The following is a 16,090-nucleotide window of genomic DNA, read 5'->3' on the forward strand; positions in this document are numbered from 1 at the left end:
TAAACCACCGCTAAGGTGGTTTTTTTGTAATATAATCAAATAATCATCAAGTACATTAGGCCTATCAATATAGCAATTCCAAAACTAATAAGGGTGCCTATTAAGATGTATTCTGTCAATTTTCGTTCTTTGGATTCCTTTAGATCGCCAAATCTGAACACTGATTTTGCCGTAATCAAGAAACCAACGGCTTCCCAATGATTTAAAATCACGAATACAAATACCAAAATACGTTCTAAAATGCCAATATACATTCCGGCATCCTTAAGCGATTCATTACCCTCGGTCAGTTTTGAAATATCCCATTTCATAAAAATGGTTTTCATGATAATGGAGACGGGAAGGGTTAAGAAGACAATGCAGGTTAAAAGAATAAGTGTATGGTCTGTAAAGAGCTCGGTTATAAATCCTTTTTTGGATAATTGCTCCCAGTAAATTGCTAGGAGGACTGAGAGGTGTAGAAATTGGTCAATGAAGAATAGTAAGCGTTTAGTTTTTTTTGTTTGAAGTATAAGTTTGAGGGCATCAATGACAAAATGGGAAACTCCGACGGTCAGAATAATTGGCCATAGCGTAAAATCCCAAAGGATTAGAAATAGCAATGCAATATGGATGAGGACGTGAAGATAAAGTTTTGGCGATTTTAACTTTCGATTCTCTTTTTCTTTTACCCAAGATGTTGGTTGCAGAAAAAAATCTCCAATTAGATGGGCAAGTATGAGTTTTATCAAGATCATATTTGTAAGTGTGTTACCTTTTTGCGATAGAGCGCTTCCAGCTGCATAATAACATCCAATTGTGCGCGCTTCTGTCTGCTACTTACGGCATTTTGATTAATTCCTAATTGTTGACCTAAGTCCTCTTGGAGGGCTTGAGGTTGTTCGAGGTATAACTTGACAATTTCCGCAGAATTGGCAGTCCAATGGTCCATAATGGTCAGAGCTAATTTAAAATACAAATTAAGCGCTTCATCTAATTGTGAATCGTTTGTTTTTATTTTGAGATTAACCTTTTCTTTTTTTAATTGCTCTAAAGTTTCACCAGAGTATTGGAAAGCTGGACCATTAGATTCCACCACGCTTTGACCTGTAAATGTCTTTTCACCAATGCCTATGGCAATACGTACATCTAGACCCTTAATGGTTTTAATGCAGGCCTTTATATATATGGCCGCTCTAAGACTGTCGGCAATGATTGGAGTTTCCAATTGAAAACTGTCTCCTCTATAAATGTCCCAGTCACTACTATTTTGGGAAGACTTTATTAAGGCTTCTTTTAATACTGTCAACCATCTTCCTGAATCTTTGATAGAGCGGGACTTAATAATATCTCCAGTTAAAATACTCGTTATTACAGTCATACATACTTTACATTAATAGCACCAATAAGCTTCATTACTCATTTTATCTTCTATCTAAGTGATAAAGTAAAATATCAATTTATTAAGTGATATTCAAATATATCACATATTTACGAGATGTAAAAATTATGAAAGCATAACTTTCACTTTGTAAGCATCCAAAATGTGTAAATAATCATTTGGAGAGAAATCTTTTTCTTCAAATTCTTTCTGTCTTAACTGTTTCATTTCTAGACGCTTCAGGCACTTTAAAAAGCGTCTAATTTCTTGCTTATCATTTAAAATCAAGCCTGGAACTTCAACTGAATTTCCATCGTCATCTTTGGCAACCATTGTAAAGTAGGATGAGTTACAGTGTTTTACAACACCAGTTCTAATATTTTCGGCCTCAACCCGAATGCCTACCACCATCGATGTATTTCCGACATAATTTACGGAGGCTTTCATCGAAACCAACTCGCCAATTTCAATAGGATTTAAAAAATCTACAGTATCTACAGATGCGGTAACACAGTAGGTTTTGGAATGTTTTGAAGCACATGCAAAGGCAATTTGGTCCATTAAATTCAAAATGTACCCACCATGAATTTTACCGTTAAAATTGGAGTAGGAGGGTTGCATCAATTCTGAAATTAAGATTCGGGAGTCATCTACCTTTTTATAGATCTTATCATCTTGTGTATTAGTCATCATCAGTAGCGCGTTTCAATAATTTTTCGTTTTGTTGTTTACTAGCTTTGGCACCAAGGGTTTTAAGTGTTTCTACCCGTTTCACCAAGTTGCCTTTCCCGGTTAATTTTACCATGGCACTATCATACGATTTTTGAACTGTGCCAAGCTGATTGCCCACTTTAATCAATTCGTCAGTTAAATTAACGAAAGAATCGTACAGTCGGCCTGCCTGTGTGGCAATTTCTATGGCGTTTGCCTTTTGTTTCTCGTTTTGCCACATGCTGTCTATAGTTTTTAAAACGGCAAGTAGGGTTGTAGGCGTCACAATAATAATGTTTTTTTCAAAGGCATCACTATACAGTGCCGGGTATTCCATAGAGGCAATGGCGAAAGCGGATTCGATTGGAATGAATAGCAATACAAAATCAGGACTTTCCATGTCATAGAGTTGGTGGTAATTCTTTTCGCCCAATTCGCTCACCCGTTTTCTAACGGATAGCAAATGATTTTTTAGATGTTTAGCCCGTTCAGTCTCGTCAACTTCATTAATATAGCGCTCGTAGGCCACTAAGGACACTTTGGAATCTACAATCATTTTCTTATCGCCCGGTAATGAGATGACCACATCAGGCATTACCCGTTTACCATCTTCCGTGGTAAAATTTTGTTGTACAAAATATTCGCTATCTTTTTGAAGTCCGCTACGCTCCATAACACGTTCCAGCACCAATTCGCCCCAATTCCCTTGCATTTTAGTATCGCCTTTTAAAGCTTTGGTTAAATTTGTCGTTTCCTTGCTCATTTGCTCATTAAGCTCCGTCAGTCCGATAATTTGACGTCGTAAATCAGCACTTCTAGTAATATCTTCCTTGTTGGTTTCTTCCACACGCTTTTCAAAATGCTGAATTTTGTCTTGCAATGGCTTTAAAATGGCATCAATATTTTCTTTGTTCTGCAGGGTGAATTTACTTGATTTCTCATCGAGAATTCTGTTGGCCAAATTTTCAAATTCTTTGGTGAATTTCTCCTGTAATTTCTCAACTTCAGCTTTCTGTTCCTGATTTTTTAGGGCGAGATTTTCAAAATCTGAATTTTTGCGTATCAATTCTGTATTTAGAAGCTCTTTCTCCCTGCGGATGTGTTCGCGCTCCTGTTCTAGTTTGTTTAGCGAATCTTTTATTGAAGTGAGCTGTGTTTCATAATGATGTTCCGTTTTTTGAACTTCTGAAGCATGCTGAAGTTTTATATCTTGATGCTGCTGTTGTAGATTGAGAATACGCTCTTCTAGCGCGCCTTGTTCGGCTTTGCTTTTCAGTTTGGCTAAGGTCAAGCCCATATAAGCACCAATGCCACCGGCAATAAGAATAACTGTTATGATAAGGATAGTATCGTCCATTTAAAATTTCAAATTTATCAAAGATAGATTTTTTTGGGTGATGACCGATTGCTGGGAAAAGAAGATTTAGGCGCAGTAAAAAGTGAGACATTTGGTGCAGCGCTTGCATCATTTCGCCAATTCGAGATTATTTGTTGACTGTAAAGCGTCCCGTAGTCTGATCAAACGCAATTAAATCTTCTGGAAATAAAGTATTAAAAGTTCCATTTGAGATCAGTTGGCAGGGCGTACCTGAAATCACTTCAGTGCTGCTCATCACAATCATCGCATCACACAATTGAATGGCCAAATCTATTTCATGCGAAGAAAATAAAATGGTCTTTCCGGTTTCTTTGGCTAATTTTTGAAGTAATTTTAAAATATATGCCTTGTGGTACATGTCTAAATGTGTGGTAGGTTCATCCAAGATGATTAAATCTGTGTCTTGGGCCAGAGCCCTTGCAATCATAACTTTTTGTAATTGGCCGTCGCTCAATGCATAACACTTTTTATCTCTAAGGGCGCTTATGTTTGTGTATTGGAATGCTTGTTCAATAATCTCGAGGTCTGTGTCAGAAAGATTGCCCACCCAATTTGTATACGGCTGCCGTCCTAAAGCCACCAATTCAAAAACAGATAAATTCTTTGAAGCGATTTGTTCTGTCAGCACCAAACTCAACTGTTTTGCCAATTCTACAGTGGTGTACTCCATAATCGATTTTGAGTTGATATAAATATCGCCTTGCAAGGGTTTTTGAACCGTGGTTAAAGTTCTTAATAACGTCGATTTTCCAATCCCATTTGCACCCACTAACCCGACCAATTGACCTTTATGTAATGAAATGTTTATTGAATTCGCAATAACATTGGCACCTTTTTTAGAAGTGTAGCCAACGGACAAATTTTTAGTTTCAAGGACGATATGTTGCTGTGCTTCTGTCACTTTAAAAAAACATTTTACGTTTTCGGGTTAACAGCCAAATGACTACTGGCGCCCCAATTAGCGAGGTAATGGCGTTTATTGGAAGCGTATAATCGCTGGTTGGTAATTGTGCAATGCTATCGCAAATGAGCATCACGATACCGCCAAATAAAAAGACTGCTGGTAACAGGATTTTATGATTTGAGGTGTGAAACACCTGACGCGTCATATGCGGAATAGCTAACCCTATAAAAGCTATAGGACCCGCAAAGGCAGTTATTGTTCCTGCTAATAAACTTGTGGCTATAATGATGATCAGTCGGCTTTGTTTCAAATTTAAACCCAGACTCTTTGCATAGTTTTCGCCTAATAATAAGGTGTTCAATCCTTTTATCGAACTAATGGTCATTACTATTCCGGCTGTATAGATTAAGAAAAAGATCAACAATTCATTCCAAGAGAGGTTGCCCAAACTTCCAAATCCCCAGAAAACATACTGTTGCAACTCCTCTGCAGAACTAAAGTAAGAGAGCACGCTCACCACCGCTGATGTGATGCTTCCAAACATCAACCCAATAATAAGTATGGCCATGGTATCCCTTACCCGTGATGAAACGATCATAACCGCGAGTAATACTAAAAAACTACCTAAACTGGCCGCTACAACAATGCTCCATTTTGAAGTTAATACACTTGCAAAAACACCACCAAAGAGTCCAGATCCCAAAATTACCAATGCCACGCCTAAACTCGCCCCCGAACTGATGCCTAAAACAAACGGTCCTGCGAGCGGGTTCCTGAAAAGGGTCTGCATCAATAATCCTGAGATGCCGAGGCCCGATCCTACTAAAATGGCAGTAAACGCTTTAGGTAAACGGTAATTTTGAATGATGTATTGCCATGATTCATTTTCAATGTTGCCCACTAGACTTTTAAAAATTTCTAGCGTAGGAATTGACACAGAACCCAAACTAATGTTTACGAAAAAAAAGATGATGAGCAAGGCTATCAAACTTAAGAAAGGGTATGTGTATTTAATGTACAAGTAGTTGGATATTTGCCGTTGGTTAAAAGCTTTAATTCAATTGTTTAAAAAAGTAAGGCTCGTAATCTTCCATGAGTTCTGGATGGCAGATTTTTATCAAATCTTTCAAAACTAAATCCGGACGCGCCATGCCCATTTCAAAATAGGAAACGCCACCTGTTGCCCCTGTGGTGCCTACAAATGAATATATTTCTCCTGTTTTAAAGGCTTTAAACTTGGTATAGTGCGAATTTGCCTTTTTAATAGCTTCCAAACTTGGGTAGTAGGAGGGGCTGATCCAAATATCTGCGTCGTTTGCGTTCTCAAAAACAGTCTCAAAACTAAGTGATAAACTACCTTTTTCAGTGGTTTCACTATACAGATAATTGGCATTGGCATCTTTTAATAAAATCGCTTCTGAGCTCGTACCGCTTGGTAAATACCAGACATCCTTATGCATGGCACCGCTTAAAACGGTGGGTTGATTAGTGGCTTGTTTAGCAATTGATTTAGCTTCCAAATAATCAGATGCAATAGATTTAAAGATAGCATCTGCTTTCTTTTCTTTCTGATATAAAACTCCAAAAAGCTTAATCCATTCGGCTTTTGCCAACGGTGAAGCTTCTATCCATTCTCCATTAAAAATCACAGGAATGCCCGCTTTTTGAATATTATCAAAAGTTTTATTATTACCATCAATCCCAAAACCGATGACCACTTCTGGTCTCAGCTCCAATAAGACTTCTGTATTAATGCTTTCATTTTTACCCAATTCTCTAATGGAGCCCTGATCAATCAACGCACGTGTTTTTTCGGAAGACACATAATCTGTTCCTGGAAAACCAACCAATGTGTGTTCAACATTTAACAATTCCAAACCAGGAATATGTGTGGTAGAAGTGACGACAATTTTTTCAATTGGGGTTATCAAAATACCATCATAGTCATCTTTATTCAAAGTGATTTTGGGCGCCATGTCTTTGCTTATCAAAGCATATCGAAAAATATGTTCTGATTTTGGCCACGGATTCTTAATCGTTAAAACCTTAAAATCTTGAAAGTCTTCAATTGAAAAACCTTGGGCATATAACAACGTATCTTGTTGCGTTGTCGGAGCTTCATTTAATGTCTTGGAAGGCGCTGTGTCTTTACAATTTACAAGGAATAGGAATAGAAATACTAAGGAAAAAGTCTTCAAAGCGGTTTTGGTTTTAAATGTCAAATTTAAGATTAATTAATTGAATTTATGGCAGGACCATTTTTAAAACCTTTCATTTCATCATTCGGAATCCATTTTAAATGATTAGTTTTGCACAGAATTTTGGTTTGACATATTCATCTATGTCGATTAAAAGGGAATCTGGTTAAAATCCAGGACTGTTCCCGCAACTGTAAGTTTTTGTCCAAATTTTGGGCGACTCAAATTGAGATGTTACACACTTCAATTGCCACTGGTTAACACTGGGAAGGTATTGTAACATAAAACAAGTCAGGAGACCTGCCAATTTCATCCATCACGAGCGGCTTTCGGGTAAAGAGCCTTAAGATTATGAAAAGACTAGTTTATATATTTTTACTTTTTAGTATTGGTAATTCTACAATTGCTCAATCACAATTGGATTCTATCCAAAAATTGGACGAAGTCATCTTGAGCGATGTCAAATTGAAACGCTATGCGTCGGGTTATAAAATAAGGACTTTAGGCGATTCTATCTTAGAGAAAAATTCCTTGTCTTTGACCGATTTGCTGCGCTATAATTCAAATATCTATTTTAAGGAAAATGGCTATGGCATGGTGTCCTCACCTTCTTTTAGAGGCACAAATGCCTCACAGACTGCTGTAATTTGGAATGGTATTAATATCAATTCACAGCTTAACGGGCAAGTTGATTTTAACACAATTAATACCTCCAATTATGATGCTGTTGAGATCCGGAGCGGTGGCGGTAGTGTGCAGTACGGCAGTGGTGCCATAGGAGGGAGTGTGCATTTGAGTAATGACTTGTCGTTTACAAAACACACCAATCATACGGTTAGAATGCGTTATGGCAGTTTTGATACCAAGCTGGCAAATTACGGACTTTCTACGGGTTCAGAACATTGGTCGGTTAATTTTGGAATTGCCTATGTCAATTCAGAAAATGACTATAAATATCTGGGCACCGATAAAATTAATAATAATGGGCAATACGATAATTTAAGTATTAATCTCAATGCGGGCTATCTGCTTAATGACCATCATGTGCTCAAATTGTATCATCAAAGTTTTGCAGGGGATCGGAATTTCTCAGGAACGCTTGTGGCACCTTCAAAAAGTAAATACGAAGACACCAATTACAGGTCCATGCTGGAATGGGATTATTTTCAAAGACAGTACACCTCAAAGGTGAAAGTGGCGCATCTTCTTGAAGAATTTAAATATTTTGAGAATAAAGATGCAGAACACTTTTCCTTTGGTCGCGTCCAAAGTTTTATAGGAAATCACAATCTCAATATCAAACTTACCGAGGCTATTGATTTGCGGACTATTATAGAGTTTGCCAAGTACACGGGCAACGGAGATAATTTTGCAAGCCCAAACAGGGATGAATTTTCCGCCACCGCATTGTGGCGACATGAGCTTTCTGAACGTCTGATTTATGGATTGAACATCAGAAAAGATTTTACATCAGATTTTCAAAGTCCGTTCGTATTTTCTGTGGATGGCGAATATCGTTTTAATGAAAGTTATGCCGTAAAGATAAATGGTTCCAAAAATTTTAGGGTACCCACGTTTAATGATTTGTATTGGAGTCCTGGTGGTAATTTGGATTTGCTTCCTGAGTCCTCTTATCAGGTGGATTTGGGTCAAGAATTCTCATCTAAATTCATCGATCTAAAATTTAATGCCTATTATATCAACACCAAAGATATGATTCAGTGGGTACCAGATAAAACTGGATTATTTCGTCCGCAAAATATTAATAAGGTTAAAACTTATGGTAGCGAAGTGGAACTTTTCCTTAAGTATACTATCGGAAGCCATCATTTAAATATGAACTCAGGGTATTCTTATACGGTTTCTAAAAATGATGCCAGTGCAAAGCAACTCATCTATGTTCCGTTACACAAGTTCAATGTAAACCTCAGTTATAGTTTTAAAGTTGTAGAATTATTCTATCAGCATCAATTTAATGGAGAAGTCAACATAATTGGAGGACAGTTAGAGAAGTATGATGTGGGCAAATTAGGACTTTCCTATAATTATAAAATCGCCAAAAACGTTCATTCCATTTTACAGTTTAATATCAATAATCTTTATAATACAACCTATGAAAATGTGGCATTGCGTCCCATGCCCAACCGAAATTATCAATTACAATTAACTCTCAAATTTTAAACTATGAAAATTAAAAAACATTTAATCTTAGGATTATCACTAGTAATGTTAGCATTCTCTTGCAGTAATGACAACGATAATATCCAGACAGAAGCCAGTGGTGCTTATGAAGATGGTATTCTGATAACAAACGAAGGTAATTATAGCCAAGGCAATGGTTCAGTGTCATTTGTATCAACCGATTTTTCGTATGCCGAGAATACAATTTTTTCAAATGTGAATGGTAAATTGTTAGGAGATACGGTGCAAAGTATCGAGTTTTATGAAGATTTGGCCTTTATCATTGTAAATAATTCACAAAAAATTGAAGTGGTCAACCGTTATACATTCAAGTCTGTTGCGACAATTGATTCTGGTCTAAACAATCCGCGTTACATGACGGTCTTATTAGGCAAGGGCTATGTAACCAATTGGGGCGATGGTTCTGATCCGTCCGATGACTATGTTGCAGTTATTGATTTAAATACTTTTGCAATAACTACTACCATTTCGGTGGAAGAAGGCCCTGAGCGTATTGTCTCTAATGCGACTACGGCTTATGTAGCGCACAAAGGCGGATATGGACAAAACAATATTGTATCTGTAATAGATGCAAATGCTACAGTTTTAAAAACTATAACTGTGGGCGATGTTCCAAATTCTATGGCATTCGATAATCTTGGCCAATTGTATGTATTAGCTGAAGGCAAACCTTCTTGGACTCAAGATGAAACTGCCGGTAAATTGAGTGTGATTGATCCCACAAATAATACGGTTATTAGCAGTCTTGATTTTGCTATAGACCAACATCCAACTAATTTAACGTATGGGGAATCTTTGTATTACTATATGAGTGGTAAAGTTTATAAGTATGATGTAGATAGTACCAATCTGCCGTCTACAGCGGTCATTGAAGGTGTTAATTTTAATTATATGACTGTAAATAATGGTGTGTTATATGGTGTAGATGCAGGAGACTACACAAACAATGGCATTTTTAAAAGTTATGATTTAGCCACATATACTGCTAAAAACTCTAAGGAGGTTGGTATTATACCAGGCGGTATCTACTTCAACAATTAATTCCTTTTTTGTCTCAAATCCTTTTACATTAATTAAAAAAACCGCTTTATAGCGGTTTTTTTTTGTTAAATAATGTGTATAATTTACTGTACTTTGTTAAAGATTAAATTGGTATCATCAACATCAATATACATTTCATTATCCAACACATTCGCGTCTACTTGATCATTTAATGGCGTTAGATTTCTATCGATACTAAATGGTGCTGGACGATTGTTACCAGTAATATCAGCAATTGCTTTAGCTAAAAACGGCTCGTTTTCATCTCCTAAAATTCCAAGGTTATTAACGCTCTCTCTCATTCTAAATGCAGCTACTGAGCTCTCTAATCCGGAAGGTGCTACGGGCTGATCATTTTTGTTTATAGACATAGCCACCAAAGGTTGAATAGCATAAGTGTGATTTGGGTTGGCATTGGCACGAGAAAAATTAGAAGAGTCATATAAAGTAATGGACGCTTGCGATTTTCCTGTGGTTTTGTCTCCAATTTGAACCACCTCAATGTAAGGCGAAAGACTGTTAATGATCAACTCACTCGCCGACGCCGTTCTACTTGTGGTCAGCACATAAATTTTATTTAATTTAAGAGAGTTAATAGTGCCGCCTGCCTCACTAGCAGAATCTCTAAAATTAAACGATGTGTTTTCTGACTGCAAATTTTTGTTATACACAAGTTTAGAAAAAACCTGACCAGTAAATTGACCTGTTATCATACTCCCCAAAAGCGCTGCTGTATTTACTGATCCGCCTCCATTATATCTTAAATCCAAAACTAAATGTTGGACACCTGCAGTTTTAAATTCGCCAAAAGCGTTATTTAATTGTTCGTCATAATTTCTAGTAAACCCATTGTACATTAGGTAACCTATTTTCGCTCCATCTACTGTTAAAACTTTCGAGACATGGATTGGGTTTTCATTATACTCTACTTTAGTTAATGTGACTTCGGTATTGTTAGATTCTATACGGTCATCCTCAACAGTAGAAGTGCCATTGGTATTATAATTGGCGAAATTTAAAGTATAGGTATCAGGTGCCAATAATGTTCCAAAGTTTTCAACAGTCATAGGTACACCATTAATAGCATTAAAAATCTGACCACGTTTTACTCCGGCAATACTTCCTGGACTATCATTTAAAGCCATACGTACAAGACCAAAAACAGCATTTGGGTCTTGCGGTTGTCTATAGAAATTATATTCTAGACCATTACTTTTAAAAACACCGGCAAACCGTTGTTCTAACTCAATGTAATCTGGAGTAATAAAACTGAAACGATCAACGAGTTCTGGTTGATACAGTAGACTTTCAAAAAGATCTTCAGGTTTCTCAAAACCGTTAATATAATCCTTATACGCTTTTTCAGATTCAAAACGATTATCAGCCAAATTTGGAATTTCATCTTTATAGAGATAAAAAATGTTCATGGCTTTATATACAAAATCATTAATCTCATTAATTTCTGTCTCGTCAATGATATTATCAATGTTGTCATCTTTATCTTCATAGCAACTGGTGTTGATGCTAAAAACCACAAGGGCAAACAGGGCAATCTTTAAAATTTTCATAAGTTTTCTTTTTCTAATCAATAACTTGAAGCGTTATTTTGGTCTAAATTTACCACCATTATTGTAAAATAAAAATAAATTGTAACAAAACTGGTCCTGTTTCGTCGTAATGATAGAAACAGGCTTAACTCCCTTGTTATAAACTAACCATAATGACACAAACTAATTTTTTAAAATTGGTAATGCCTTTTAAGGATAAGATTTATAGACTCTCCAAGCGTCTATTGGTTTCCAATGAAGAGGCAGAAGATGCCACGCAAGAGGTCCTTTTGAAATTATGGAAGAACAACACTTCTATTGAAAAATATAATAATGTTGAAGCCTTTTCAATGACCATGACAAAAAATTTGTGTCTAGACCGGTTAAAATCCAAACAGGCACAGAATTTGAAGATTGTGCACAGCAATTATCAAGATCATAATGTGTCATTGCACAAACAGATTGAAAATAATGATAGTATACGTTGGGTGTCGAAAATTATGGAGGGGTTGCCAGAACAACAAAAAATAATAGTGCAGCTCAGAGATATTGAAGAATATGATTTTGAAGAGATTGCCAAAATGTTAGACATGAATGAAACTGCAGTGAGAGTTGCGCTTTCAAGAGCCAGAAAAACAATACGGGAACAATTGACAAATAAACATCACTATGGCATTAGATAATATAGAACAACTTTTAGAAAAGTATGATAATGCTGAGACAACCTTGGCTGAAGAAGCTCAAATTAGAGCCTATTTTGCACAGAATGACATTCCGCCGCATTTGGAATCTTATAAACTCTTGTTTCAATATGTATCTCATTCCAGACAGGAAAAGTTTACCAAAGCGGTTACATTACCAGCAAAACGTAAAACAATCTATCAATGGGTTTCAGTTGCAGCGGTGGTCACATTAATGGCTGGTGCTTATTATCAAGTAAATCAAATGAATCAAAAAACGAGTTTTGATGATTTAAGTCACGAAGAATTATTGGCCTACAATCAAACCATAGAGGTGTTTAATCTCGTCTCATCAAAATTAAACAAAGGATCGGGAAATTTAGAAGCTTTTAAATTGGTGTCTTCAAAGCTGAATGAAGGCGCAGGAAACCTTAATTATCTTAAGGATTTTCAAAATACAGCAAAAAGAATAATTAAAAACAACTAACACGATTAAAACAAACAATTATGAAAAATGTAAAACAACTTCGCACATATCTGCAAATGGGTAGCAATTTAAGTAAAACCGCAATCATTGCATTGGCTATTATGATTTTGCCAATGCTATCCTTCGGACAAAGCTTTTTTAGTAAATATGAATCGATGAAAGGGGTAACCTCAGGAGTTATCAGTCAGAAAATGTTTAAAATGATTGCAACTATTGATGTTGATCTCGACGATCCGGAAGCACAAGGATTTTTAGATATGGTCAAAAAAGTGGAGAGTATCAAAGTTTTGAGCACAGGAGATAAAACGATTTCTTCAAACCTTGCTGCTGATGCTGAAAAATACATTGGCTCTGCAAAATTAGATGAGCTGATGCGTTTTAAGGATGGAAACCAAACGGTAAAGTTTTATGTTAAGGAAGGCCGTGATGAAAACCATGTAAAAGAACTATTTATGTACATTAACGGTTTGAAAGAACTGACGCAAGATGCCAAGATTGAAATTAATGGCGAAAAAAGAGATATTGAAACCATTGTGGTATCTATTATTGGCGATATCGATTTGAGAGAGATTTCTAAAATCACCAGCAAAATGAATGTACCTGGTGGGCAACACCTTGAAAAAGCAAGTAAAGGTAAAAAACAATAATCATGAAATCATCAATCAAAAAAATAACAGGAATGGTGCTATTGGTTGCAACGCTTTTTAGTTGTAACCAAGGACCATCATTACAAACCTATTACGTAGATAACCAAGAGCAGCCTAATTTTTTATCAATTGATGTGCCGTTGAGCATGTTAAATATTGATAAAATGCAATTGAGTGAAGATCAAAAGAACGCTTACGAATCTATTAAGAAGCTGAACATGTTGGCCTATAAGATAAAGGCAGATAACATGGACGATTACGAAGCCAAATTGACAGAAATCAGCACTATTTTAGCTGATCCTAAGTATCAGGAATTAATGCGTGGTGGAAACCCTGAAGATGGCAAGTTTATTGTCAAATTTTTAGGAGAAGAAGATGACGTTGATGAGTTTATTGTATTTGGTAATAGTGATGACAAAGGATTTATAGTGGTAAGAATTTTAGGTAAAGAAATGAACCCCAACAAAATTATGTCTTTGGTGTCGACACTGGATAAAGCTTCAATTGACGATTCGCAACTCAATCAATTTAAGGCGTTTTTCAATTAATTGAAATCTCATAACGTGACAAACTAAAAAATCACCCAAAGCCATTAGGTTTTTGGGTGATTTTCGTTTTTGAATAAACATATCAACATGGCCATTGTAAGACCTCCAAAGATGATAAATAGTAAGAGCTTCACAATAGCATAGTCTAGGACATCAAAAATAGCCGCAATTAAAAATCCAAACGCTAGTATACCAGTTAGTGTGCGGGCAATGAAGTCAATTTGAGTCATATGTTATATTCCGGTGTAATTGCTTGGCGTTATCTGCTTAAGCTCGTTTTTAATATCTTTAGATACCTCTAAGGTATTAATAAAATCTGAAATCGACTTTTGATCGATTTTTGTGTTGGTTCGGGTCAATCCTTTTAAAGCTTCGTAAGGATTTGGATAAGCCTCACGTCTCAAGATAGTTTGAATAGCTTCTGCTACAACGGCCCAATTGTTTTCGAGATCCTCTTTAAATTTAGGCTCATTCAATACTAATTTGCCCAATCCTTTCAGCGTGCTTGTAAAACCGATAAGTGTGTGTCCAAATGGTACGCCCACGTTTCTTAAAACGGTACTGTCTGTTAAATCTCGTTGTAATCTTGAAATTGGAAGTTTTGCAGATAAATGCTCAAAAATAGCATTGGCAATGCCTAAGTTACCTTCACTATTTTCAAAATCGATAGGGTTTACTTTATGCGGCATGGCACTACTGCCAACTTCTCCTGCTTTTATTTTTTGTTTAAAATAATCCATAGACACATAGGTCCAGAAATCTCTATCTAAATCTATAAGGATCGTATTGATGCGTTTAAGCGTATCAAACAAGGCGGCCATATGGTCATAATGCTCAATTTGCGTGGTTGGGAAAGAATGTTGCAAGCCTAATTTGCCTTGCACAAAATCTTTACCGAACGTTTTCCAATCAATAGAAGGATAGGCAACTTTGTGGGCATTAAAATTTCCTGTAGCACCACCAAATTTAGCGGCACTTGGGATGTCATTTAATAAGTTAAACTGTTCTTCCAAACGCACTGCAAATACTGAAATCTCTTTTCCTAAACGCGTAGGAGAGGCCGGCTGTCCGTGCGTACGTGCCAACATTGGGATATCTGCCCATGCATCTGAAAGTTCTTTTAATTTTTTAACCACGTTACGGAATTCAGGAACATAAACATCATTCATAGCTTCCTTAATACTCAAAGGAATTGCAGTGTTGTTGATGTCTTGAGAAGTCAAGCCAAAATGGATAAACTCTTTGTATTGATTTAAATTAAGGGCATCAAATTTTTCTTTAATAAAATACTCAACCGCTTTAACGTCGTGATTGGTAACTTTTTCTATTTCTTTAATTGCCAAGGCATCTCCCGTAGAAAAGTTTTTGTAGATAGCCTTTAAATCATCAAATTTTGAAGCATCAAAAGCCTTAAGTTGTGGTAATGGCAGTTCGCACAAAGCGATAAAATAATCAATTTCTACCTGAACACGATACTTAATAAGGGCTTCTTCAGAAAAATATTCAGCTAAACTAGATACTTTGTTTCTGTACCTTCCATCAATTGGTGAGATGGCATTTAAAGTTGTTAATGACATTGATTGCGTTGTTAATTGTTGTGTTTAAAGAAGCTGCAAAGATAAGAAAGAAAGTTAGAAGCAGGAAGTATGAAGAATGATTAAAATAAGGACCAACCCAACTGATTTTTTTTAATGAATGTTTTAATTGACAATTTGTAGGTCTCTTTAAAATTGAAAGCTCATGGTGTTGCCAATAATCAGCTCAGTTTGTTGTTCACCTTCCACTTTTACATTAATCATTCGCCACTTTTTCATACTTTTAACCTTAAATAAGCAGAGATGAAAATTTTGAAAATTATTTTGGTTGGACTCCTTATTGTTTTTGTCTTGGCACAATATATTGATCCGGAAGAAAATTCAGGTAGTATCACCTCATTCGAAACGTTTTTAAAGGATACCAATCCGAATGAAGAAGTGACCGCAATTTTAAAAACATCGTGTTTTGACTGCCATAGTGATGTGACAAACTATCCTTGGTACAACAATATTACGCCACTAAATTTCTGGTTGGCGGAACATATTGAAGATGGTAAAAAACATTTTAATATTTCGGCATGGGATGGTTATTCTGTTAAAAAGAAAGACCATAAATTTGAAGAACTGATAGAAATGGTTGAAAGCAAAGAGATGCCATTGGAATCTTATACTTATACCCACGCTGAAGCAAAATTAACCGATGCGCAAATAGCGGCTGTTGTAGAATGGGGTAAAAAAGTGCGACTTAAATACAGTTTGGCCCCACAACCGCAATGATTTTAAGGTTCAATCTGCTGAATTCCAAATTCTAAAATAATATGAGATACATAATTAGAATTTGGAATTTTTATG

17 protein-coding genes and 1 riboswitch are annotated in these 16,090 nt (G+C 36.1%); of the genes, 7 read left to right on the forward strand and 10 right to left on the reverse strand.

Annotated elements, in window-relative coordinates:
• Positions 1 to 35 precede the first annotated feature (35 nt).
• The 7 genes from BXY82_RS08485 to BXY82_RS08515 all read right to left on the reverse strand — a co-directional run bounded on the left by BXY82_RS08485 (position 36) and on the right by BXY82_RS08515 (position 6,551).
• Positions 36 to 737 carry a DUF3307 domain-containing protein gene (locus BXY82_RS08485; protein ID WP_133757773.1) on the reverse strand — a complete coding sequence of 234 codons (702 nt, stop codon included), beginning with the start codon at positions 735 to 737 and terminating at the stop codon, positions 36 to 38.
• The gene (locus tag BXY82_RS08490) at positions 734 to 1,360 is read right to left on the reverse strand and encodes a SatD family protein (RefSeq protein WP_243835756.1); all 627 of its coding nucleotides are present in this window, start codon (positions 1,358 to 1,360) and stop codon (positions 734 to 736) included. The genes BXY82_RS08485 and BXY82_RS08490 overlap by 4 nt, the downstream gene beginning before the upstream one ends.
• A gap of 126 nt (positions 1,361 to 1,486) precedes the next feature.
• Positions 1,487 to 2,050: an acyl-CoA thioesterase gene (locus tag BXY82_RS08495; protein WP_133758625.1), complete on the reverse strand. Its 564-nt coding sequence runs from the start codon at positions 2,048 to 2,050 to the stop codon at positions 1,487 to 1,489.
• On the reverse strand, positions 2,043 to 3,428 hold the full coding sequence (rmuC, locus tag BXY82_RS08500; protein ID WP_133757774.1) for a DNA recombination protein RmuC: 1,386 nt from the start codon (positions 3,426 to 3,428) through the stop codon (positions 2,043 to 2,045). Before rmuC ends, BXY82_RS08495 begins: the two co-directional genes overlap by 8 nt.
• 127 nt (positions 3,429 to 3,555) lie before the next feature.
• Positions 3,556 to 4,350: an ABC transporter ATP-binding protein gene (locus tag BXY82_RS08505; RefSeq protein ID WP_133757775.1), complete on the reverse strand. Its 795-nt coding sequence runs from the start codon at positions 4,348 to 4,350 to the stop codon at positions 3,556 to 3,558.
• A 1-nt stretch (position 4,351) separates the two neighbouring features.
• Complete coding sequence (locus BXY82_RS08510) at positions 4,352 to 5,374, reverse strand: FecCD family ABC transporter permease (protein ID WP_133757776.1); 1,023 nt, start codon at positions 5,372 to 5,374, stop codon at positions 4,352 to 4,354.
• A 31-nt stretch (positions 5,375 to 5,405) separates the two neighbouring features.
• Complete coding sequence (locus BXY82_RS08515) at positions 5,406 to 6,551, reverse strand: ABC transporter substrate-binding protein (RefSeq protein ID WP_133757777.1); 1,146 nt, start codon at positions 6,549 to 6,551, stop codon at positions 5,406 to 5,408.
• Positions 6,552 to 6,658: 107 nt separating this feature from the next.
• A riboswitch (cobalamin riboswitch) is annotated at positions 6,659 to 6,873 on the forward strand.
• 29 nt (positions 6,874 to 6,902) lie between these two features.
• On the opposite strand from BXY82_RS08515, the gene BXY82_RS08520 reads away from it, so the two are divergent.
• Positions 6,903 to 8,732 carry a TonB-dependent receptor plug domain-containing protein gene (locus tag BXY82_RS08520; RefSeq protein WP_133757778.1) on the forward strand — a complete coding sequence of 610 codons (1,830 nt, stop codon included), beginning with the start codon at positions 6,903 to 6,905 and terminating at the stop codon, positions 8,730 to 8,732.
• Positions 8,733 to 8,735: 3 nt separating this feature from the next.
• Entirely contained in the window at positions 8,736 to 9,794 is a 1,059-nt protein-coding gene (locus BXY82_RS08525) for a YncE family protein (protein WP_133757779.1), read from the forward strand.
• A gap of 83 nt (positions 9,795 to 9,877) precedes the next feature.
• Here the strand turns inward: BXY82_RS08525 and BXY82_RS08530 are convergent, their stop codons facing one another.
• A complete protein-coding gene (locus BXY82_RS08530; RefSeq protein WP_133757780.1) occupies positions 9,878 to 11,362 on the reverse strand; it encodes a S41 family peptidase in 1,485 nt (494 codons plus the stop codon).
• A 152-nt stretch (positions 11,363 to 11,514) separates the two neighbouring features.
• Between BXY82_RS08530 and BXY82_RS08535 the strand changes: the two genes are divergently transcribed.
• From BXY82_RS08535 to BXY82_RS08550, 4 genes are read left to right on the forward strand one after another with little or no spacing between them, the layout of a single operon-like run.
• The gene (locus tag BXY82_RS08535; RefSeq protein ID WP_133757781.1) at positions 11,515 to 12,024 is read left to right on the forward strand and encodes an RNA polymerase sigma factor; all 510 of its coding nucleotides are present in this window, start codon (positions 11,515 to 11,517) and stop codon (positions 12,022 to 12,024) included.
• Positions 12,011 to 12,508 (forward strand): hypothetical protein, encoded by a 498-nt coding sequence (locus tag BXY82_RS08540; RefSeq protein WP_133757782.1) that lies wholly within the window; start codon positions 12,011 to 12,013, stop codon positions 12,506 to 12,508. Before BXY82_RS08535 ends, BXY82_RS08540 begins: the two co-directional genes overlap by 14 nt.
• Before the next feature lie 20 nt (positions 12,509 to 12,528).
• Entirely contained in the window at positions 12,529 to 13,155 is a 627-nt protein-coding gene (locus tag BXY82_RS08545; protein WP_243835758.1) for a DUF4252 domain-containing protein, read from the forward strand.
• A 2-nt stretch (positions 13,156 to 13,157) separates the two neighbouring features.
• Positions 13,158 to 13,703: a DUF4252 domain-containing protein gene (locus BXY82_RS08550; RefSeq protein WP_243835760.1), complete on the forward strand. Its 546-nt coding sequence runs from the start codon at positions 13,158 to 13,160 to the stop codon at positions 13,701 to 13,703.
• A 44-nt stretch (positions 13,704 to 13,747) separates the two neighbouring features.
• Here the strand turns inward: BXY82_RS08550 and BXY82_RS08555 are convergent, their stop codons facing one another.
• Together BXY82_RS08555 and purB are read right to left on the reverse strand one after the other, a co-directional pair.
• On the reverse strand, positions 13,748 to 13,933 hold the full coding sequence (locus tag BXY82_RS08555) for a hypothetical protein (protein WP_133757783.1): 186 nt from the start codon (positions 13,931 to 13,933) through the stop codon (positions 13,748 to 13,750).
• A 3-nt stretch (positions 13,934 to 13,936) separates the two neighbouring features.
• On the reverse strand, positions 13,937 to 15,280 hold the full coding sequence (gene purB / locus BXY82_RS08560; protein ID WP_133757784.1) for an adenylosuccinate lyase: 1,344 nt from the start codon (positions 15,278 to 15,280) through the stop codon (positions 13,937 to 13,939).
• A gap of 261 nt (positions 15,281 to 15,541) precedes the next feature.
• On the opposite strand from purB, the gene BXY82_RS08565 reads away from it, so the two are divergent.
• On the forward strand, positions 15,542 to 16,015 hold the full coding sequence (locus BXY82_RS08565; protein WP_133757785.1) for a heme-binding domain-containing protein: 474 nt from the start codon (positions 15,542 to 15,544) through the stop codon (positions 16,013 to 16,015).
• Positions 16,016 to 16,090 lie beyond the last annotated feature (75 nt).

Origin of the sequence: Gelidibacter sediminis (assembly GCF_004364975.1) — a bacterium.
Lineage (GTDB): Bacteria > Bacteroidota > Bacteroidia > Flavobacteriales > Flavobacteriaceae > Gelidibacter > Gelidibacter sediminis.